At 33.4% G+C, this 18,983-nt stretch carries 22 protein-coding genes; 8 read left to right on the forward strand and 14 right to left on the reverse strand.

The genetic code is table 11. From position 1 onward, the window contains the following. Positions 1–5: 5 nt before the first annotated feature. From AN161_RS15435 to rpsU, 4 genes are all read right to left on the reverse strand, one after another. Positions 6–497 (reverse strand): hypothetical protein, encoded by a 492-nt coding sequence (locus AN161_RS15435; protein WP_053595231.1) that lies wholly within the window; start codon positions 495–497, stop codon positions 6–8. A 27-nt stretch (positions 498–524) separates the two neighbouring features. Then, positions 525–1,529 (reverse strand): flotillin-like protein FloA, encoded by a 1,005-nt coding sequence (gene floA / locus AN161_RS15440; RefSeq protein ID WP_053595232.1) that lies wholly within the window; start codon positions 1,527–1,529, stop codon positions 525–527. Positions 1,530–1,532: 3 nt separating this feature from the next. Continuing rightward, a complete protein-coding gene (locus AN161_RS15445; protein WP_053595233.1) occupies positions 1,533–2,861 on the reverse strand; it encodes a nodulation protein NfeD in 1,329 nt (442 codons plus the stop codon). Positions 2,862–3,177: 316 nt separating this feature from the next. Next, positions 3,178–3,351: a 30S ribosomal protein S21 gene (gene rpsU / locus AN161_RS15450; RefSeq protein WP_004227078.1), complete on the reverse strand. Its 174-nt coding sequence runs from the start codon at positions 3,349–3,351 to the stop codon at positions 3,178–3,180. Positions 3,352–3,573: 222 nt separating this feature from the next. On the opposite strand from rpsU, the gene AN161_RS15455 reads away from it, so the two are divergent. Together AN161_RS15455 and AN161_RS15460 are read left to right on the forward strand one after the other, a co-directional pair. Next, on the forward strand, positions 3,574–4,911 hold the full coding sequence (locus AN161_RS15455) for a TrkH family potassium uptake protein (RefSeq protein WP_053595234.1): 1,338 nt from the start codon (positions 3,574–3,576) through the stop codon (positions 4,909–4,911). Between the two features lie 25 nt (positions 4,912–4,936). Beyond that, the gene (locus tag AN161_RS15460) at positions 4,937–5,593 is read left to right on the forward strand and encodes a TrkA family potassium uptake protein (RefSeq protein ID WP_053595313.1); all 657 of its coding nucleotides are present in this window, start codon (positions 4,937–4,939) and stop codon (positions 5,591–5,593) included. A 68-nt stretch (positions 5,594–5,661) separates the two neighbouring features. On the opposite strand, the gene AN161_RS15465 is transcribed toward AN161_RS15460, so the two are convergent. The 3 genes from AN161_RS15465 to AN161_RS15475 form a co-directional block, all read right to left on the reverse strand. Beyond that, positions 5,662–6,231: a manganese catalase family protein gene (locus AN161_RS15465; protein ID WP_053595235.1), complete on the reverse strand. Its 570-nt coding sequence runs from the start codon at positions 6,229–6,231 to the stop codon at positions 5,662–5,664. A gap of 202 nt (positions 6,232–6,433) precedes the next feature. Next, on the reverse strand, positions 6,434–6,697 hold the full coding sequence (locus tag AN161_RS15470; RefSeq protein WP_053595236.1) for a spore coat protein CotJB: 264 nt from the start codon (positions 6,695–6,697) through the stop codon (positions 6,434–6,436). Continuing rightward, complete coding sequence (locus AN161_RS15475; protein ID WP_053595237.1) at positions 6,690–6,917, reverse strand: spore coat associated protein CotJA; 228 nt, start codon at positions 6,915–6,917, stop codon at positions 6,690–6,692. Before AN161_RS15475 ends, AN161_RS15470 begins: the two co-directional genes overlap by 8 nt. A gap of 565 nt (positions 6,918–7,482) precedes the next feature. Between AN161_RS15475 and AN161_RS15480 the strand changes: the two genes are divergently transcribed. Continuing rightward, positions 7,483–8,370, forward strand: a complete 888-nt coding sequence (locus AN161_RS15480) for a hypothetical protein (RefSeq protein WP_053595238.1) — start codon at positions 7,483–7,485, stop codon at positions 8,368–8,370. Between the two features lie 140 nt (positions 8,371–8,510). Here AN161_RS15480 and AN161_RS15485 read toward each other — a convergent pair whose 3' ends face one another. The 5 genes from AN161_RS15485 to AN161_RS15505 form a co-directional block, all read right to left on the reverse strand. Next, positions 8,511–9,680 carry an XRE family transcriptional regulator gene (locus AN161_RS15485; RefSeq protein WP_053595239.1) on the reverse strand — a complete coding sequence of 390 codons (1,170 nt, stop codon included), beginning with the start codon at positions 9,678–9,680 and terminating at the stop codon, positions 8,511–8,513. Beyond that, a complete protein-coding gene (locus AN161_RS15490) occupies positions 9,664–10,320 on the reverse strand; it encodes a hypothetical protein (protein WP_241774576.1) in 657 nt (218 codons plus the stop codon). The genes AN161_RS15485 and AN161_RS15490 overlap by 17 nt, the downstream gene beginning before the upstream one ends. 259 nt (positions 10,321–10,579) lie before the next feature. Further along, positions 10,580–11,134 (reverse strand): hypothetical protein, encoded by a 555-nt coding sequence (locus AN161_RS15495; RefSeq protein ID WP_053595240.1) that lies wholly within the window; start codon positions 11,132–11,134, stop codon positions 10,580–10,582. Positions 11,135–11,263: 129 nt separating this feature from the next. Next, positions 11,264–12,049, reverse strand: a complete 786-nt coding sequence (locus tag AN161_RS15500; protein WP_053595241.1) for a helix-turn-helix domain-containing protein — start codon at positions 12,047–12,049, stop codon at positions 11,264–11,266. A 32-nt stretch (positions 12,050–12,081) separates the two neighbouring features. Further along, complete coding sequence (locus tag AN161_RS15505; protein WP_053595242.1) at positions 12,082–12,303, reverse strand: hypothetical protein; 222 nt, start codon at positions 12,301–12,303, stop codon at positions 12,082–12,084. Positions 12,304–12,501: 198 nt separating this feature from the next. Between AN161_RS15505 and AN161_RS15510 the strand changes: the two genes are divergently transcribed. The 3 genes from AN161_RS15510 (at position 12,502) to AN161_RS15520 (ending at position 15,486) form a co-directional block, all read left to right on the forward strand. Next, complete coding sequence (locus AN161_RS15510; RefSeq protein WP_053595243.1) at positions 12,502–12,714, forward strand: helix-turn-helix transcriptional regulator; 213 nt, start codon at positions 12,502–12,504, stop codon at positions 12,712–12,714. 322 nt (positions 12,715–13,036) lie between these two features. Continuing rightward, positions 13,037–13,804 (forward strand): hypothetical protein, encoded by a 768-nt coding sequence (locus AN161_RS28245; protein WP_053595244.1) that lies wholly within the window; start codon positions 13,037–13,039, stop codon positions 13,802–13,804. A 101-nt stretch (positions 13,805–13,905) separates the two neighbouring features. Further along, on the forward strand, positions 13,906–15,486 hold the full coding sequence (locus tag AN161_RS15520) for a hypothetical protein (RefSeq protein ID WP_053595245.1): 1,581 nt from the start codon (positions 13,906–13,908) through the stop codon (positions 15,484–15,486). Positions 15,487–15,872: 386 nt separating this feature from the next. Here AN161_RS15520 and AN161_RS28920 read toward each other — a convergent pair whose 3' ends face one another. Further along, complete coding sequence (locus AN161_RS28920) at positions 15,873–16,508, reverse strand: hypothetical protein (RefSeq protein WP_075807263.1); 636 nt, start codon at positions 16,506–16,508, stop codon at positions 15,873–15,875. Between the two features lie 438 nt (positions 16,509–16,946). Between AN161_RS28920 and AN161_RS31075 the strand changes: the two genes are divergently transcribed. Both AN161_RS31075 and AN161_RS15530 read left to right on the forward strand, forming a co-directional pair. Further along, entirely contained in the window at positions 16,947–17,078 is a 132-nt protein-coding gene (locus AN161_RS31075) for a hypothetical protein (RefSeq protein ID WP_277815953.1), read from the forward strand. 76 nt (positions 17,079–17,154) lie between these two features. Further along, positions 17,155–17,781 (forward strand): HIRAN domain-containing protein, encoded by a 627-nt coding sequence (locus tag AN161_RS15530; RefSeq protein ID WP_053595246.1) that lies wholly within the window; start codon positions 17,155–17,157, stop codon positions 17,779–17,781. Between the two features lie 223 nt (positions 17,782–18,004). On the opposite strand, the gene AN161_RS15535 is transcribed toward AN161_RS15530, so the two are convergent. After that, positions 18,005–18,733, reverse strand: a complete 729-nt coding sequence (locus AN161_RS15535; RefSeq protein ID WP_053595247.1) for a hypothetical protein — start codon at positions 18,731–18,733, stop codon at positions 18,005–18,007. Positions 18,734–18,983: the final 250 nt, after the last annotated feature.

An 18,983-nucleotide genomic window follows, 5' to 3' on the forward strand; every position in this document is an offset into this window, starting at 1 on the left:
GCTGATTATTTTCTTTTTGCTTTTGGTGGACCTAAAACCTCTGCCATTACAATTGCCTGCATTAATGATTTTTTTGACGTTGGTAATTGAAAAGCCGAATGGGATTCAGCTACTTCCACGTCTTTTTTTTCCGCTGCCAAACGACCAATACTCTCTCTTTTTGTGGTACGACTGACTGTCTCAGTTGGGATTAACGGTGGTGCTGCATAGCTTGGCACTTCCTCTTTTACTGTTTCTTCGACAATTTTCTTCGACTCTTCTACTTTAGGCTGTTCATTGTTCCATTCACCTAAAAATTCACGTGCAAAATCCTCAAAGCTTTGCGGTTTAGCAGTTGGACGTTGTTGTGGAATTTCCTCAGCTTTATGAATGACAGGAGGCTCAACATGCGAACCCTTATTAAAAGGCGGCATTGTTTTTTGTTCTTTTTTATTTTTTGATTTCCCGAAAATAGAGCTGACTATGGCAATTATCGCTATTATAATTAATTGTTCCATTTATTAGTACCGCTCCTTTCCGTTTTTTTATGCATTAGGTTCATTTGTTTCAGACTTATCTGAGCTTACTTTTGAAATGGAGTCTCGCATAGCTGTATCCGCTTGAATGTTGCGGTAGTTCATGTAATCCATTATACCAAGATTACCCGAGCGCAGAGCTTCTGCCATTGCCTGTGGTACCTCAGCTTCTGCTTCTACTACTTTTGCTTTCATCTCTTGTACACGGGCAATCATTTCTTGCTCGTTTGCTACGGCCATTGCACGACGTTCCTCTGCTTTTGCTTGGGCAATGTTTTTATCTGCCTGTGCTTGTTCAATTTGTAATTCTGCACCAATGTTTTTGCCGATATCAACGTCAGCAATATCGATCGATAAGATTTCAAACGCTGTACCAGAATCTAAGCCTTTTGCTAATACAGTTTGAGAAATCATATCAGGATTTTCAAGAACTGTCGTATGACTAGAGGCGCTACCAATTGTAGAAACGATCCCTTCACCTACACGGGCAATAACCGTTTCTTCACCCGCACCACCGACTAAACGTTCAATGTTTGCGCGCACTGTAATACGTGCCTTCGCTTTTACTTCAATCCCGTTCATAGCAACACCTGCAATAAATGGTGTTTCAATAACTTTCGGGTTAACAGACATTTGTACAGCTTCTAATACATCACGACCCGCTAAATCAATGGCTGCACAGCGTTCAAATGTTAATTCGATATTCGCACGGTGCGCCGCGATTAGTGCATTGACTACTCGGTCAACATTACCACCTGCTAAATAATGACTTTCTAGTTGGTTAATCGTAACAGGTAAACCTGCTTTATGTGCTTTAATTAACGGGTTCACAATTCGTGACGGAATTACACGACGTAAACGCATCCCGATTAATGTGAAAATACTAACACGGACACCTGCTGCAAGCGCAGAAATCCACAATGCCACTGGTACAAAGGTAAAGAATACCACGACAACAATAAATAATAAGACTAGACCGGCAATTGGACCTATTAAAGCTAAATCAAATCCCATTTGCTATTCCTCCAACTCTTTTTCTGTTTGTCTCACAACAATTCGTGAGCCTTCTACTTTAATAATTTCTACATGTTTCTCTGCATCAACATAGCCACCTTCCGATACTACATCAATGCGTTCACTACCAAATTGTATTGTACCCGCTGGACGAAGTGGTGTAATCGTTTTACCCACTTTTCCAAGTAACTCTGTGCGATTAACGTTAGACACATAGCCTTCTTCCGACGTTGTCGCATCCATCAAGACTAGCTTGTTTAAAACATGCAATTTTTTACCGAAAAATTTCATCAGGATCACCATTCCTATTATCGCTACAACAAGCGCAACGAAAATCGCTATAATCATTTGCATCATGTTTGCACCTGCCAGTATTAGACTTAGTAATATTAACACGCCACCTAAAATACCAACAATACCTCCGGGGACAAAAAATTCCGCAACAATCAGCGCTAAGCCTACAATGAATAAAAGTAATGCTTCATAACCTGCCAGGCCCGCCACCATATGACCGAAGAAAAATAATCCAAGTGCTGACAATCCCATTATACCCGGAACGCCGAAACCTGGCGAATATAGCTCAACTACAAGTCCCAAGCTTGCAATCGACAATAAAATCGGAACTATAATCGGATTCGTAATAAAACGAGCAAGTTTTTCAGCAAAAGTAGGTTCAATTGGAACGATTTCACTACCATTTAATTGCGTTACTTTTAAAAGATCTTGGAAATTCGAAACCGTCCCCTTAGAATAACCAACCTTTTCTGCCTCCGAAGCAGATAAAGTTAATAATTTCCCTTTTTCTGCTCGAAATTCTGGTAAATCAACAGATGCATCAGCCATTGCTCGTGCATATTTTGGAATGCGGTTTTTCGATTCTGCAGCTGCCTCCATTTGAGCAACCCATGCACTGTGAGCCTTTAAGTCTGCTGCATTTCCTGCAGAGTCAATAACTGCAGCCGCCCCGATCGTTCCATTTGGCACCATATAGATTTCATCCGCATGTAAGGCTAAAAAGGCACCTGCAGAATGCGCGTCTTTGTTAATATACGCAATCGTACGTATATCCGTCGCATCCATAAGCATAGCAATGTCACCCGCTGCATTCACGAAACCGCCAGGCGTATGAATGTCTAAAATAATCGCCTCTGCATAGTTTTCTTCCGCCTCTTTAAAAGCTCGTTCTAAAAATGCGTGAAGTCCTCGTTCTACTTCGTTATGAATAGGTATGTGGTAGACCTTGCTACTTGCAAAAGCCGACGTTAATGGAAACGCTAACAAAAATGTCATCCAAATAACTAATAAATAGCTGAGGATTCTCCGTCTCCGCATCTTTTTCCCTCCCTTCTAACATGCTTCTCTTCTGTATATACGACTGACCATGCAAAAAGTTTCACAAATCTTAATAATTTTATTATACAGTGAATTTTTAATCTGTGGGACTTTTAATAGCAATTAGTATGTAACATAAAAAGCCGAATGAATCGCAGTGATCACATTCGGCTTCTCCAATATGTACGTATATTTGAGCAGAATGTAAAATACCTGAAATTAATCGAAATGGATTAATTTCAGGTATATTTTTGTCTGCTCAGTGAATCATACAATTGCGTGTTATGAACGTAGGGATTTTTAATGGGAAATTAAATTACCACTTACGTTTACGTGCAGCTTCTGATTTCTTTTTACGTTTAACGCTAGGTTTTTCGTAGAACTCGCGCTTTCTAACTTCTTGAATTGTACCACTTTTTGATACAGTACGTTTGAAGCGGCGAAGAGCATCTTCAAGCGATTCGTTTTTGCGAACGACAGTTTTTGACATCTCTCTTTCCCTCCCTCCGAACACACGTCAATACACAAATAGGCAAATAACCATCTGCTGTGTACTAAAGAATTATAACGTATTGTCTAAAAATGGTCAATAGAAAGTGTACGAAATAATATGGTGAATTTTTTGGTTTGATTACCGTAAGAATTTTCAGCTTGCTTTTGGACAACAATAAACAAACATAATTTAAAATTAATCGTTCAATGAGGAGAAAAAATGAAAACATTAAAAAATAAATTAAATCCTCCAAAAATTCTTGTGCTAGGCTTTGCCACTATCATTTTAATCGGAACATTTTTGTTAACACTCCCCATTGCAACGGCTGATGGTAAAGGTCTTTCATTTTTAGATGCTTTATTTACTGCTACCTCTGCTACCTGTGTAACAGGATTGGTTGTTGTAGATACCGGTGATACATTTTCGATATTTGGAGAATTAATTATTCTTTTTCTTATCCAAATTGGTGGATTAGGCTTTATGACGTTCGCGACGTTATTATTTTTGCTATTAGGAAAAAAGATTTCTTTAAAAGAAAGGCTTTTGTTAAAGGAGGCATTTAATAACGTTACAATAGCTGGTCTAGTTAGATTGGTTAAAAGGATACTGCTATTTACTGCACTAATTGAAATGATAGGTGGCCTAATATTATCTATTCGATTTTCTTTCGATATGCCTATAGGTAAAGCCTTTTATTTCGGATTTTTCCATGCCATATCGAATTTTAATAATGCCGGATTTGATTTAATGGGTGGCTTTAAGGGCTTAACAGAATACGTTGATGATCCTTTCGTCGTATTAACTATTTGCGCACTTATTACGATTGGAGGCTTAGGGTTTATTGTTATAAATGAACTATATGAATACCGCGGAACAAAACGACTTTCAGTGCATACAAAAATTGTATTATCTACAACGCTTATTTTAACAGTCGGTTCGACGCTTTTAATTTTCTTATTTGAATACGGAAATAGTAAAACCCTTGGACCATTATCTGAATGGGGCAAATTTCTTGGTTCATTATACCAGGCTGTTACACCAAGAACTGCTGGCTCTAATACCCTTCCTATTAGTGATTTAACACATTCAACACTAATTTTAATAATTTGGCTAATGTTTATCGGAGGCGGTTCTGGATCGACTGCTGGGGGTATTAAAATAACGACTTTCGCTGTTTTAGTTGCTACGATGTGGTGTCAAATAAAAGGAAAAGAAGATGTTGTACTTTTTAAACGTAGAATTGTTAATGACACGATTCTAAAAGCTTTAACAGTCACAATGTGTGGAATGATGATTGTCGTACTTGTTACCATTGTCTTAAGTATTATTGAGCAACGTCATAGTTTTATGATGTATTTATTTGAGGCTACCTCTGCATTTGGAACCGCTGGACTTTCAATGGGGCTAACTCCCGAGCTATCAACTGGCGGCCGTCTTCTTATCATATTAACAATGTTTGCAGGAAGATTAGGCCCCTTAACAATTGCCTTTGCCATCACAAATCGTCGGAAAACAGAGGCTTTCCGTCATCCAAAAGGAAAGATTATGATTGGGTAACCATGATAAAGGAGCGATGAGTACAATGACTATCAAACAATATGCTGTCATAGGTCTTGGTAGGTTTGGAGTAAGCGTAGCCCGCAAATTGTATGAAGCTGGTCATGAAGTTTTAGGAATCGATATTAATGAGGAAAGAGTCGAAGATGCCGAACCTTATGTTACACATGCAGTAGTTGCTGATACGACAGAAGAAAAAGCACTAAACTCCATAGGGATAAGAAATTTCGATTGTGTCATTGTCGCCATAGGTATAGATATGCAATCAAGTATTTTAACTGTCTCATTATTAAAAGAGCTAGGAATCAAAAAGATAATTGCAAAGGCTCTTGGAAAAAGACATGGGCAAGTGTTAGACAAAGTTGGTGCCGAATGGATTATTTACCCTGAAAGAGATATGGGGGAACGAGTAGCCAATCAGCTTCTTTCACCAAATATGCTAAATTATATTGAATTGTCAAAAGAATACAGTATAGAGGAAATTATGATTCCTGCTAAAATGGCCGGTCAAAATCTACGAGATTTAGACATTCGAGCAAAATATAATGTCAGTGTAATTGCCATAGTTCGAGATGGCAATATTACCATTTTGCCCTCTACTGAACAGATTTTAGAAGAAAGAGATATATTAGTTATGATCGGTCACAGAAAAGATCTTACTGTATTTTCAAATATTGAATAGAAAAAGGATTAGATTAAAATAGGCTGTGTCAAAAGGAAATTTTCCCTCGAAACAGCCAGCTACCTTTTTTAAAAGACTTTCTTGCTATCTCTATCGTCTTTTAAAATCTCTACAGCCTCTCTGAAACGTAGAGAATGGACAATTTCTCGTTCACGTAAAAATTTCAGGCTATCATTCAAATCAGTGTCATCAGATAAATCAATAATCCACTGATAGGTCGCTCGTGCTTTTTCTTCAGCTGCAATATCCTCATACAAATCAGCAATCGGATCCCCTTTAGCCTGAATATAAGTTGCCGTAAACGGTGATCCAGCTGCATTCTGATAAAATAATGCCCTGTCATGATTGGCATAGTGTTCTCCAAGACCTGCCTCTTTTAGCATCTCTGGAGTGGCATCCTTCGTAAGTTTATAAATCATCGTGGCAATCATTTCTAAGTGTGAAAATTCCTCTGTTGCTATATCGGTTAACAATCCCACTACTTTATCAGGAATAGTATAGCGCTGATTCATATACCGAAGTGCTGCTGCTAATTCTCCATCTGCACCACCATACTGCTCGATTAAATACTTAGCTAGCATAGGGTTACATGTACTCACCCTTACAGGATACTGGAGCTTCTTTTCATAATACCACAAAAATAATTCCTCCTAGGTACTCATAATCAATGATGCCTCGGCATCATTGCGTCCGGAATAGGCTTCGTGCTTGCACAAAGAACTCCTTTTTTTCAGCAGATGTTTCGCTACTAAAACATTTGTAGCTGACGCTTTGCTTTCGCTACCAAAACAATTGTAGCTGACGCCTTGCTTTCGCTACTAAAACATTTGCTGAAAGAAGTTAGACTTGCCATGGCCAAGGTGTATCAATCCAATTAAAAGGATAATTTGAATAACTTCTCCCAAAATTCATAAGCGGACCAAATTTTTGCTCAAATTCAACCTTCAGTCGCATACTTATTTCAGTGTTTTCGTTAAATTGTTGAATAGCATCATAATCGTGAGGATGAGTATCTAAATAAAGATTTAATTCCACTATGACAAAATCAATGGCTTGTATTTCTTCAAGTAATTTATAAAATTCTGGTGGCATTTCTTTACTCATTCTTCATCCCTCCTTCTTGGGGATTCGGATAGGGGCTAAATAATTGAGGCCATAACGTGCCAGATCTGAGAGCTTCTTTAGGGGTTTGATATTGTGGTAGCCCAGGCGGTTGAAAACCCATATATAATTGAGGCGGTGTAGAAAAACTTTTAACCCTTATAGGTGGACATGGATCGAATGGGCTAATAAAAGGCTTCCAATATTTATATTGCGTAAACATTGTATCCTCCCTTCTGTAATCAATTACATCAGTGGAGTATATGAGGTAAATTAAATCTTTATTCAAATATGAAGATCATTGCAGAACATTTAAGGAACGCACCTTATATGATTTACGTATCTTTGGCATGTTCTTATGGGAATGGAAGCAGCATTCGGACCGGTATTTAGTCAAAATTCAAATAAAAAAGGGCTAGTTCATAACGAACAGCCCCTTAACAATTGCTATATAAAGATTTTTTATTACTCTTAATAATTAGAATCTGTAGTTTTACTTCATTGCAAACTCAATAGATAATGGGTTGTAATCCCTTTATTTTAAAGCTTTATACCTTCTTTATGTACTTTTTAATAATGCAAAGTAAAGCATAAAATTGTATTGCTTTGGGGCTAAGTGGGGCTAGATTGGGGCTAATAAAAAATACGGCGAGCGTGTGTACAGGGATGCGTGAGTATGGAAGATTGAAGCAAATTAGCTTCAATCTTTTTTATTTATGATGATATCAAATATAATATACCCTATACAGTTAACTGATGTATCAATATTTATAGAGGGAGGAAACTGTTTGAAAAAGATCATGGGTGAGTATGCTTATCCAATAATAATTATTATTGGCTTTAGCATTCTCGTATTAATTAGCTGGTTGTACAATCAATTAAAAATAGAAGATGCTTCGATATTTTGGGCATCGGTTTTACCAAGTGCGTTTGTTGATGTAATAAGCTTGGTTGTAAGTACAATTTTAATTACTAAAATTATTGATAGGAAGAAAATCTTTAATGAAAAAAGTAAGCTATATAGAATTATTAAACGCCCGCATAAAAGGCTTATTAATTTAATATTGCAGAAATACAAGTATTTAATTATGAACAAGCATGATACCCATTTCACTAAGGATCTTCCAGAAAATAATTTTATGTTTCAAGACTTAGCCCCATACTTTAAAGAAAATGTTCATAAGGATTTTCAAAAAGATATCATTATTATTAAAAAAAATTACTTTGAACAAACAGAAGATGGTGTAATGTGTGAATATGTAAAAGATGAAGAAGTTATGAGACTTACACTGATGATTGAATATCAACAACAAATTAAAGATGTAATTAATAAGTTTATGAACGAATATTCTTCTATACTAACTACTGAATACTTAGTTATCTTAGTTGAGATAAAAGAAGAATTGAATTCTAATCCTTTGGGGGTATACAGCTTTTTTGGAGATGATGAGTTTTCACCAATTATTATTAATGTTGAAGAGTACATAATTAATAACCAGACGTATTTAGATTCTGTACTAAAACTAAAAAGATACTTCGATGACATAGATGTTCAAGCGGCATGGGACGACGAAAACGATAAAAATAATGAATGGGGAATTATAGGGATTGGCATTAGTATTTTTTTTATAGCATTTATTTTAATAAAACTAGGAAAATTTTTAATTAGTTTATAAAACGATTTCATTGAAGGCACACACAAGAAAAACCAGCAAGGCTATTTAGCTTTGCTGGTAATTTTAGATAATACGGGATACTAAGCTTTCAAATAGTTGAGAAATATACGAAATACGATAATTTTTAACAATAAAGAATCTTAGGATGAATAATTTTTTTTAAAGAAAATAACGTTATCTTTGCCTGTATATTGACTGAAATACCCTTGTGGAAGCGTAGCTATTGCTTCAATATCATCGGCACTTAGTTTAGCTTCGTCACGTAGCTCTACTTTTGTTTTCACATTATGTGTATTGATTAATTCAATAGCCTCTTTCAATAAAATGGGCCTTTCTTTTAATAATACATCATCATAGGGCTCTTTTGTTCTCCATCCTCTTTTAGAAATTTGTTTCCACAAATAAGATGCTTGATAATCGTTTATAAGGTTAAGTTCCTTAGAACGATAAATCATGGCTTGGATAGAAACTTGCCATCTTCTTTTTAATAATAAATAGTAATCCATTGTATGGGTAACCAATTCAGTTGAAAATACTTCTGCAGGTAAAAGGAATGCAGAGGCAAAATGATTAGCTTCTTCTTCCATGCGTTTATAGATGTTTTTAGTATTAAATTCTTCTTTTGTAATATTATGATGTAATAGGTAATGCCCTAATTCATGCGCTAATGTAAATTTAATTTTAGAAGGTGATGCTTTTTCATTTCCAACAAGAATAAATAACCGATTTCCAACCCACTTTGAACATGCATCAACATAATAGTCATTTGAATCAATAGTACTTACTACTATTCCATGTTTTTCAAACAAATGAGTTAAATCTGTTATAGGTCCATTACTTAAATTCCATCTCTTCCTCATATTTAAAGCAATTTCTTCGATCTCTTCAAAATCTCTAGGTTTAAAAAAGCTCGGCTCTTTTTCTTCGATTTGTGGCAAATCAGATTGTGGGAAATCGACGATACTTTCAAGATAATTAAAAATTCTTATAACCCATTCTATTTTAATTTCATGCATCTTTTTTAATTTAGCCGTGGTACTTGCTTTACTTCTAAAAAAAACAATATTATTCATGTCATCATAATTTTCTTTTTCAAAAAAATAATTAAATGGGAAATCTAATGTATTCATTATTTTATATAAAACTTCAGCAGGTGGAATAGCCTTACCATTTTCATATTTGGAAAGAGTCTGATGATTATTTAATTCTATCTTCTCTGTCAATTCTCTTATCGTATAACCTCTTGCTTCTCTTGCTTCTTTCAATCTCTCTCCTTGGAAAACTTTATCTGTATTAACTTTTCCCTCCATCCTCAAGCACTCCTTGAGCAAAATTTTTAAATCTAATTAGTTGTTCTTTTTCAATTTCATTTTCTTTCTCTTTATCAGAACCGTCAAGAGCATATAGTTCTTTAGTAAGATTAATTCTTTCTACCCATCTTCCTTTTCCATTAGGTACACCGATATTAATAAAACTAACCTCACCTTCAACATGATTATGAGTTAATTCTAAATATCCCGGCTCCTCCTGTATTTCCTGTTTGTCAAAATGGTAATACAGTTGATTTTTTGTTTGTAAAAAAGAGCGATATATGGCTTTTCTTGCAGTAGTATGTTCATCCTTAGCTCTATTGATACATATAATTACATTTGATGTGCGTAGTTCTACATGATAGGCTGACTTAATAGAGTTAGGCATAATTTGGGCAGTAATGTTCCCTAGCGTTCCTTTTTTACATGCCTCATATAAAACAAATTGAACCGCTAAGTGATCTAAATGCCCCCTGTGCATCTTGCCTAAAGCCCATTTTAAAAAGGACACCTCTTGTATGCTAGCTTCAACAAGTTCATAAGCTTGTTGAATCATTGGCACAATAAATCTTCTAACTGATTTCGGAACTTGTGAATCAATAAACTTATTTAAATCGATTGGTACCTTAATTTCATCCACGAACATTACCCCCATTCTCTTTGCACTCATTTTACCCAAAAAATCATTTTTTGGCAACTTCAATACTTCTCAATTTTAAATCAAAGTAGAGGTTTGTTCTAATTTACTAATATATATCTAACTATTTAACACTTACAGTTTTAATTATGTTAAAGAGTAAACTCCTTCTAGTTAAAAACTTACTTCCAACTTAATCTTGGTTTGTATCAATGGAAGCAGTCACAATAATAGTTGAAGCTGCTCTCTGTTTTTGATAAAGTCAATTTGCAATGTTTTCATTAGTCGATGTTAGCGCATCGGCTTTTTTATTTTCCTCGTTTTTATCCATAACCTTATTTACGGTTTCAGTTATATACGTTAACACTTCCTCAAAGCTTTCTGGTTCCCTACCAAATTCTTTTGTGAATGTTTTTATGTTTCCTTCCATGGCAAAAGCATTCCAACCTTCTACGCTGTTTATATCAAGCTTAGGAGTTGCCCTACTTGATTGCTCAGATTCATTTTCAATCACTGTCTCAAATAGTTCCTGGGCGTGAATGTTAAGGGTATCAACCTCTTGTGACATTTCTTTAAACAATGGATAGAAAGCCATATCAATTAAACGTACTGAATCTTGAATTTGTAAAATAGATATACATGCTAGGCCCCGATCTTCATGCCAACCTTTATGTGTAATGTCATCAAGTTTATTTAGTAAACGAGCTACTTCATTCTGTACAGTTTTTAATTGAATCATTTGCGCTGATAATCCATAAACACTGTGGCTATTTTCTTGTACGACTGTTTCTAATATGTGTTGTGTATGTTGCTGCATGCTCTTATTCCCCTTTTCATCTATGTTTTATTTAGTTGCGACTGCCTTCAAAAGTAATTGTTTGTTACAATCAGACATTACACGCCATTCTTTAACCGTTACTTTCATTTGCATTCACTTCCTTTCTTATTAAAATGTTTCTGTTGGTCCATCTTTATCAGTTAGCCAGTTGTAGAAAGGCACTGTATGCACATTTAAAGGTTTTTGACCTATAGATGATGTATTTGTGGGATGACTCTCTCTACGTTGTAATGCCTTCTTATGAGCTCCTACGAATATGGCACGTATTGTTTTAGTGACTGTCAGTACACCTTCTTTAATATCTTGAGCCATTTTAAAAATGGTGTTCTTGGCCAATATGAATTCCTGAATGTTACTTACATTAGATGCTAGTACCACTTTATGTAGATCATCCTTAAAGTTATCTGGGATAGGTAATGAATGCATAAATTCAAATAGCATTTGTTGATACTCATTCATGAACTCTTTGCATGCTTCCCTATCGGCATGAGCCATGTTATAGGCTTCTTGTAATGGAACAACCTCACATTCCTCGATAGGCTCAGCAGGATCTTCGCATGTTTCAGATTGGCTGGGCAAAATAATATATATGTTTGCACCACGACCTCCCTTTTCCTTCGTAGTTTTCTGTTTCTTGATAATACCTAGTGATTCCAGTTTTGAAATAGCACGATAAACTGTCTTCGTGCTTATCTCCAATGATGTAGCAATTGTTGCAGCTTTTAAATGACATGCTCCTGGGTATTCCAAAGCATGACTAGCAAGTTTGAAAACGATGGCACGTTCTGATTCAGTCAAATCGTAGTAGTGTGTTGCCATGTGGTTCTCAACAGCCGAATCCATGTCGGCTATTGAATCAAATGTTTTGTAAGTTGCTAAGTATTCAAATGCCACCGTTTTCACCTCACTTTCTACTACCTAAGAAATTAATAAACTACATGGACCGAACCATCTTCACCGATTTGTACTGGTTGTCCGTCTACATCGTCAAAATAAACCTTTCCTACAAAATCAACATACTCCCAATCACCCAAATGGTAATTGTCACCATAGCGCTTTTGGAAATAAGCACGTGCCTCTGTTACATTCGAGAATTGAGGAAAATTCGCTTCATCCTCACGCGTAATTGTAAAACCAAAATATGTCATAGTGTTTCACCTCTCTTCCCTGCAGCATGTCGGCTATTTCTTGTCCATTCACCGACTAATCTTTGATGGTCTTCCGAAATTGACTATGTTTTATTGTCACAAATATACCATTGACTATATTTTGTTGTCAACTATATTTTGTTGTCATTTGTATTTTTATTTTATATACTTAAACTATCAATTAAGTGAGGTGTCTTAATGGGGATACGTGCAAAATCGAATTTGAAGAAAATTTTAGACGAAAAAGGAATGTCCATTCGCAAATGCGCCGAAATATCTGGATTAAAATTTGAAACTGTTCGTAAAATGTATAACGATGATGCTAAACAGTACCAACGTGATTCGTTAGGTGCGTTATGTAAGGCGCTTGAATGTGAGATTAGTGATTTATTGGAATTAATCGAGGAATGACAAAAAACACTCTCGGCTGATCATGCAGCTGAAAGTGTTTTTCTTTTGGGCAATATAAAAAGCAACTACATTTCTGCAGCTGCTTAATTTATATATTAATTATTAAGAGCATGTTTTAAAAGATTTAAAGATAAATGATTAAGATTATAATTTCATAGCTTCACGCTTACTCGCCCAATGGATTTCGTGATTTAAACAATAAGACATTGCGGTGGGACATTTTATAAATGTGGAAGAAGATAACAATTAATGTTGTCTGTTTTTTTATGTGTACTTCCAACTCATAGTTTCCTAAAATGGAAATATAGAGGGAGGTTGTAAGATGAAGATTTTAGATTGTGAAAATGATAATACTATGTTTGGGTCAATTAAGGTGATAACAGGTATTCAGAAAAAAGATCTGATAGATATGTTTAATCGATTCGACTTAGACGATTATTATGAAGATAATACTTGGATTGATGCTGACGCACTTTTTTTAAAAAAAATAAAAGAGATGAGCAATTTCTCTCAATTCCAATATGATAAAACTTTTTGGTTCCATCTATCCAGAACCACCCCATTCAACAATTTTAAAGAAGGACTACTTTCACTTAATGATAATTTAGAAAACCTTTGGGATTTGCTGTTTACTTTACAGGAAGGATTTTTACCTAAAGATGAATGGAATATTTTCAGAAAGTCATTGGAATCAGATTGTCCTAGCCATTTTGCTTCTTTATACAGAATGAAGGCCTCTGATAAGATACATGGCGGGCCCTTTGCGATGCTTATACGTGAAGTGGCATTCCACTCAGAAGAAATAGGGAATCACAATTATTTAGGTGTTCCAGAGATTATTGAAGATATTTGTTTTCCATTCCAAGAAAAGTATGGTTTTGATTTGTTAACAAAATTTAAGAAAGTTACTTTACCTTGTATTGTTAAATTTGAAACTACAGACGTAGAAGAGTATCACTTAGGAGTTGTAATTAATTTTCTATATCACAAATATCATAGTCTTGAGTTGAATCTAGACTGCAATACTTGTTTTGACGGCTATGGGAAAAGCATTCCAAATAAAGCTTTATTACAAATTGAATATCTATGAATAAACAAAACAGGATCTTATTTAAATATGGTTATTCATATAGAAAGTCACACTTATTGATCAATATATTTGATAACTAACAATAAAAGGGGATTTATTTTATGACTGAAGTCGACTCACCTTTCTTGAAAAAACATCCTAATTACGGACTATATAAATCAAATAAATATAAAACTAACGAAATACCTATAGAATTAATCGAACTTTTAATCACCTTATTCAGTGAAAAGAATGAACATCTAGAAGATATAAAACAAAAATTATCTTCTCTAACAACTATGCGTACTGATAAAAGTAACTCTAATAATGATTTACTAATAAAAATGTATTTTGAAAAGATAAAAAAAGAAAAGCCATTTTATTATTTTTTAGATTTAATATTGGAAATAATTAATTCTTTTTATTCCGAAAATGTGTTTTTAGACAAATTAAATGCAATTTTCGAACAAACAAATTTAGCATACTATTTAAACAGAAGTGATTTAGGAAATTTAGAATGGGAATTATTCACCGGAGCTTCGGTAAGTTACCAATTTAACAAACAAAAATTAGAAAGATTTGAAGAAGCTATACGTATTTCTAAGGTTTTCGGAATAATAAGTTTAGCTATGCTAGTCATACTATCCCTTTCCTATTTAACAACATATTCTTTTTTATATGGATATTACTTTGGAGGGAATTCCGATTCTTATAGTTCTAACTTTGAAATAATACGATGGTTTATTCCGTTTCACTACAAGACTATAGCTTATACAGGAATTATAATATCTGGTTCTTCAGCATTATTAATGTATATAATTTACCTAATAACGGAAAAAGAATGGATAAAAAAAATTATAGCTATTGTAGCGCTTTGTGTTTTTCATGTCCTTCTTACATATTTTTTTGTTGCTAAATTAAACTTCGATTCAATATTAAATTTTTCAATTATCTGGACTTTACCTTTATCAATAGCTGGGTCAGTATTAATTGCTAAAACACTTATAGAGAACCCGTTTAAAATTATTAGTGGTTTTTCAGTTAGTATTATAGTTTCATTTTTAGTATTTATTTTTTTCCTGACGAAAATTAATGATCAAGAAGAAACTTTAGAGATATTATTGATTGTATCCTTTATTCTTTCTTGTTTGATTGTTGGAAAAATACCATATAAGAATACATTTTTAAAATTATTATTTATTATTCCACCAACCACACTTTTTGTAATAATGTTATTGGGTATGTTTAATATATATTTTCCATTAAAAAATTCTGTGACAATTACTATTTGGATAAGTGGTACTGTAATAATTAGCGGTATATCAACATTTTGTTTTAAAGATAAAATGATTGATTCTAAAATTCAATTCCCTAAATTAAGTGATTTTTTAGAAATTGGGCAAAAAATGATTCCTCTATTGTTTCTTAAGAATACACAAAAAATAACATTGGTTCCAATAGGTTTATTAGTAATTGGTACATATATTTTAATTCCTAGAATAAGTGTCTACGTTGCAGAAAACATAAGAGAACTAACTGAAAATAATAAACGTGGAATTGAAAAAATAGTTATTAAAGACGCATTGGATAATGAGTTAGTTATTAACGGTAATGTAGTCTCTGAACAAAATGGAGTTCTTTATATTTCTAACGAAAGATGGGAGTTAGAACAAATTAAAGCAAGTTATTACTATGTAAAATAATAACAAAAAGACTGCCCTCCACAATAATCAGTGGATAAGGCGGTCTTTACTTTTACTTAATTCGTCTTTGCAGAATTGTAATATAAAGACTAACAAGCAATCCGTTGTCATCGTACGATTCTTTAAATCATTTATATGACTTGCTAAATAACACTCTCTTTAACAGCCTGTGTTAAAAATGCTTTTGCCTCTATAAACATTGCTGGTGTACCTGATTCCAATTTGCCATGTTTACTTACACTTTTCACATTTTATAATTGACCACAATAAAAGAACACCTACCGAAGTAAGTGTTTTGATAAAAGCTATTCTATTGCCCACCCATCACGGGGTGGGCTATTTATGATTTATTTAAAAAAGAGCTCCAATTTACTAGACAAAGAAGCTTAAGCTAATTGATTTGCTTCGTGTTTTATATTAGAAATTAACTCTTCTTCTGATAAATCACCACTCACATAGTCACGATAGAATGAGCGTCCTGTTTCCACGTGCATATACCAGGCTTCCAGTAACGCTAAGTAAGTTTGATCTAAATGATTCAAATTACTTTGAACTCCAACATAACCATTTCCCGCATTAAATGTTTCAAAACGAACAGGATATTCTATAACTTCTAATGGTGCTATAGAAATAAGAGGTATTAACTTTGGGGTACCTTCATAATCGATTACGAGGGAATTTGAATAATTATCATTACCGTTAATAAGAACTTCTTTTAATTGTTCCCTAGAAAAAATCGGATTTTTTATTTTCGTAATACGGTGCGCAACAATTTCAAACGAATAATTATCATTTAATAGATCGGTTACAGTTTCATCGTTTTCAACGTTTTCGCCATTGATAGTTAAGGGTCTATTAATTCTTAACCAATTATCAGCCGCTTGAAAACTTTCAAAAAACATATCTTTTTCTTTGTCAAATAATTTAAAATCCTCTTGTTTTCTCCACTCTCCGTTTTTAGTTAAACGAAAAGTATCTTCAAGACCAAGTAAATACTTATAAGCGTTAATTGAAAAATACATATTATTTTCTCCTATTCCTTAGTTTCATGCGTCATTAATTAAATATGCATTTGGAAATTTGAACAGTTATTGTATTTATAGATATTCCATAATTCCCAAAAAACCTCCTTTAAATTAATAATACCTTACATTCTATTTATTCGGTAATATTTTCCTATCTCTATTTCCTCTCCTACCATTCCAGCCAATTATCTAACGATGGTTCACATTGAACTATTGATTGTAGAAGACTATCACGGTCATTAAGTCAGTTGTAAAACGGCACCGAACGCTATCTCTGTGTTTTGTTCTCCACAGATAATAAATTTGGTCGACTTATTCTTCAAACGCTCTACAGCCTTACTATATGTCCCTACAAATACGGTTCTTTTGATACTTTTAGCAAATTTCAATATTATTAATCTTGGAGATAAACAAAAATTAAATGAGGATAATTAAATGAACAGACTAGAACAAACTACTCAGGAATTACTTGAAGCTGGTTATACGCTTGAAGAAATTAAAGCAGCCTTTGAGGAAGTAATTGAAAAAACTAATCAATCAAAAACTATTGATGAGACAGATAACTAATCACAGTTGTCTGTTTTTTTGCATGTACTTTTTACTCTCATTTACCTAAAATAGGATATAAATGGAGGTCGTTAATGTGAATTGGTTTAAAAAATTATTCTCTAAAAAGCAAACAATTGATACACCTATTGAAAAGCAAGAGCCAGAAAGAAAAGATTCTGCTGTTAAGTTAAAAGTAGACGTATCTACAATCAACCATAATCAAGCGTCAGTTGAACACACTTTATTTACCTTTAATGTTGCTGGTGTAACAATGAAAAACGATAAAAATAAAGATATACAGCGTTCATTAACACGATATGGGAAATTGTATTGTGAAGAAAATAGTATAGATCTTTATGGAGGATATTCTAATAAAGATATTTTAGATTATGTATTTGAAATTCGTGAATTTGAAGATTTAGAGTTTGCCAATGATGAAATACAATTCATCCCAGAACCAACTAACGAATATGACGAAAATGCGATAAAAATATTGATTGATTACGGCAACGATGATGTAATCCATGTTGGTTATGTTCCGAAAAAGTGTACAAAAAAACTTAAAAATATATTAGAGAATAAAGAGATTTCTAATATAGTAGCTCAATACGTCGGAGGGAAAACCAAAGAAATTGAGTATGATTTTGAAAAAGACAAGGAGAAGGTAGTAACTAACTCTAATTTATCATTAGGTGTACAAATAGATATTCGTTATAATTAAAAGTCCTCAAAAAGCCACTCAAAAGAGTGGCTTTTTCAATAGAAATTTTTAGCAAAACAGTGATCGATTAAAGCATCTGATAGCAGCACGAGAAAAGGAATTACAAAGTGAATAAACACAAAAAAACAGGTACTCGATCTAACGAGTGCCTGGTCACTTGTTTATATGTGTTAAAATTAATTAGAATTTAAAACGAAGTACATTTCATTATTATCTTATTAGATTAGTTTTGCTCATATTCTTTACGAATATCTTCATTAGTTATTCCTTTTTTACTTTGAATATCTGCAGAAATTTTTGGGATTATCAAATCTCTCATATCACGAATTTCATATAACTGTTTTTCTATAGTACATGGGTGTCCAGTTAATTTTGAATAGTCTTCTTTCATTGTTTCAAAAATAATCTTATACCCTTCCAAACTATTTAAACTACTCTGATACATATCTATTAACCAAGCACCATCATAATTATTAAAATGAGCAGTATATATAGGTTTTGTTAAGTCGATTGGTACATTATAAGCTTTTTGCAAAGTAGAATTAATTAATGATACTGGTACATGATTACCCCAATTCCTAGCCGTAGTAACTCTATTCAAATCTTCCCTTTGATCTTGCGATAACTCAACATATCCTAAATTAAGTTCAACAGCATTTAACTCAATATTTTTCCTATAATTTTGATATGAACAGCCAAATGCTGCATGATCACCAATCAAATTGTTTAAATAATTTGATTGGTAACCTAACATTGCTCGAAATTCTTCATAATCAATGGAAGTAATAATTTGTTGTTGGTCTCCAATCAAATTTTTCTCTTCTATATATCTACCTAGTTTATTTATTAACCTTTCATAAACCTCTAAATTATTATAAGTAAGAATTAATAAATGATTTAAATAATAAATAAAATCTGAAGCATCTTTAAATGTATATCCTTTCAAACTCAAAACCATCACCCTTTATATTTTTCCTATATTATACATTAACAGTTCAAAGCGGGTACTTGAATTCTACAATTATTTTTACCTATTTCGAGCTTCATTTCACCCTTTTTGACAATTACGCTTATATTTATACCTTTTCATCATTAAAAACGTTGTACGGGCTTCCTACTCATTAAAAACCCATATATAAACTTCATTTATAAACCTTGGCACACTTAACCATTTGAAAAGACCACTCATAAAGAGTGGCCCT

The sequence above is a fragment of the Lysinibacillus sp. FJAT-14222 genome (genome assembly GCF_001278875.1).
GTDB lineage: Bacteria > Bacillota > Bacilli > Bacillales_A > Planococcaceae > Lysinibacillus > Lysinibacillus agricola.

Bases quoted from the DNA above. Each gene is read 5' to 3' on its own strand.
- AN161_RS15495 (WP_053595240.1), bottom strand. From the start codon at position 11,134: ATGCAGCAACATACACAACACATATTAGAAACAGTCGTACAAGAAAAT.
- AN161_RS15485 (WP_053595239.1), bottom strand. From the start codon at position 9,680: ATGGAGGGAAAAGTTAATACAGATAAAGTTTTCCAAGGAGAGAGATTG.
- AN161_RS15455 (WP_053595234.1), top strand. From the start codon at position 3,574: ATGAAAACATTAAAAAATAAATTAAATCCTCCAAAAATTCTTGTGCTA.
- AN161_RS15520 (WP_053595245.1), top strand. From the start codon at position 13,906: ATGACTGAAGTCGACTCACCTTTCTTGAAAAAACATCCTAATTACGGA.
- floA (WP_053595232.1), bottom strand. From the start codon at position 1,529: ATGGGATTTGATTTAGCTTTAATAGGTCCAATTGCCGGTCTAGTCTTA.
- rpsU (WP_004227078.1), bottom strand. From the start codon at position 3,351: ATGTCAAAAACTGTCGTTCGCAAAAACGAATCGCTTGAAGATGCTCTT.
- AN161_RS28920 (WP_075807263.1), bottom strand. From the start codon at position 16,508: ATGTATTTTTCAATTAACGCTTATAAGTATTTACTTGGTCTTGAAGAT.
- AN161_RS28245 (WP_053595244.1), top strand. From the start codon at position 13,037: ATGAAGATTTTAGATTGTGAAAATGATAATACTATGTTTGGGTCAATT.
- AN161_RS31075 (WP_277815953.1), top strand. From the start codon at position 16,947: ATGAACAGACTAGAACAAACTACTCAGGAATTACTTGAAGCTGGTTAT.
- AN161_RS15475 (WP_053595237.1), bottom strand. From the start codon at position 6,917: ATGTTTACGCAATATAAATATTGGAAGCCTTTTATTAGCCCATTCGAT.
- AN161_RS15470 (WP_053595236.1), bottom strand. From the start codon at position 6,697: ATGAGTAAAGAAATGCCACCAGAATTTTATAAATTACTTGAAGAAATA.
- AN161_RS15505 (WP_053595242.1), bottom strand. From the start codon at position 12,303: ATGACATATTTTGGTTTTACAATTACGCGTGAGGATGAAGCGAATTTT.
- AN161_RS15460 (WP_053595313.1), top strand. From the start codon at position 4,937: ATGACTATCAAACAATATGCTGTCATAGGTCTTGGTAGGTTTGGAGTA.
- AN161_RS15435 (WP_053595231.1), bottom strand. From the start codon at position 497: ATGGAACAATTAATTATAATAGCGATAATTGCCATAGTCAGCTCTATT.
- AN161_RS15445 (WP_053595233.1), bottom strand. From the start codon at position 2,861: ATGCGGAGACGGAGAATCCTCAGCTATTTATTAGTTATTTGGATGACA.
- AN161_RS15510 (WP_053595243.1), top strand. From the start codon at position 12,502: ATGGGGATACGTGCAAAATCGAATTTGAAGAAAATTTTAGACGAAAAA.